Origin of the sequence: Moorena sp. SIO2C4, assembly GCF_010672485.1 — a bacterium.
GTDB classification, from domain to species: Bacteria; Cyanobacteriota; Cyanobacteriia; order Cyanobacteriales; family Coleofasciculaceae; genus Moorena; species Moorena producens.
In genome coordinates this window covers 1-1251 of sequence record NZ_JAAHGN010001503.1, presented here as the reverse complement: position 1 = coordinate 1251, position 1251 = coordinate 1, and the positions used below count along the sequence as shown (strand labels likewise).

2 protein-coding genes are annotated in these 1251 nt (G+C 44.7%); both read right to left on the bottom strand.

The genetic code is table 11. From position 1 onward, the window contains the following. Window positions 1-91: 91 nt before the first annotated feature. A complete protein-coding gene (locus F6K20_RS39000; RefSeq protein ID WP_287298528.1) occupies window positions 92-223 on the bottom strand; it encodes a hypothetical protein in 132 nt (43 codons plus the stop codon). Window positions 224-430: 207 nt separating this feature from the next. Continuing rightward, window positions 431-1251, bottom strand: an 821-nt coding sequence (locus tag F6K20_RS38995) for a VWA domain-containing protein (RefSeq protein WP_287298526.1), incomplete at its 5' end; no start/stop codon positions are given.

Below are 1251 nucleotides of genomic sequence, written 5' to 3'. Positions count from 1 at the left end.
TTACCAATTAGTTTATCATTCCCTAGCCTGAATCTACAATATCGCCAAATTGTTGAAGATCCCAATACACCTGATTGTCCGGTTGGAATGCTCAGCCTATGTCCTCTTTGTCAATTGCCGTGACATTGGGTAAGAATTGATCAGTTATCGGAAAGTTCAACAGTGCCTGAATGCGATCGCAGGTCAGATTCAAAAATGCTCTAACTGCGAACAACTCAATCAATTGTGGTTTGGGATCACAAGCAGGGCAAACGGATCTAAATTATAGAAGCCTTACTCAGAAGAGATTTCAAAATTCATAAGCATAAACACTTATAGTATGAATCTCATATCGAGTAGGGATTTCAAAATTCAAAATAAGATGCGTTTACCCTACTCCGTGTTCCCTATTCCCTGTTCCCTATTCCCTATTCCCTATTCCCTTTGCTAATTACCGAGATGTAATATCTGCGATCGCATTCTTAGTCATAGCTGCGATCGCTTTATCTGTAGCTTTCGGTAAATGATAATACTTGCCACCTGCTTGTTTGGCCAATTCCTTAGCAAAACCAGTAGAAACAAACTTACTCTCGGTATCAATCACTAATAATTGAACCCCATTAGCTCGAATGCGAGCAGCAATTTCCAACAATTCCCCTTTAATATCTGGCTTTTCCCCTTCTGGTAGAGTTTCTCCCAAGGAACGAGCTAAGGGAATATTGCCCCGACCATCAGTAATTGCCACAATTACCACTTGACCAATATCCCCAGACAATTGAGCATTCATGCCCACATGCACCGCCTGAGTTAATCCATGAGCTAAAGGGGAACCGCCACCACAAGGTAATCGCTCCAAACGCCGCTTTGCTAAAGCAATGGAACGGGTAGGGGGTAACAGCACATCGGCTTGTTCTCCCCGGAAGGGAATCAGGGAGACTTGGTCACGGTTTTCATAAGCTTCCGTCAGAAGCTGCATCACTGCTCCTTTAGCAGATTGCATCCGGTTTAGAGCCATAGACCCTGACGCATCTACTACAAAAACTACCAAGGAGCCAGCTCTTCGGGCTAAGCGCTTGGATCGTAAATCCCCTTGTTCGATAATAACCCGACGGTTAGGATGACGTTGCCTACGAGCTTTTTGATAGGGTGCAGCAGCTCTGAGGGTAGCATCTACAGCAATCCGCCTTACTTTCCCCTTCGGTAGAATCGGTTTGACATACCGACCCCGGTCTTCTGAAAAGATAATGCTACGGTTTCCGGACTTACATTGCA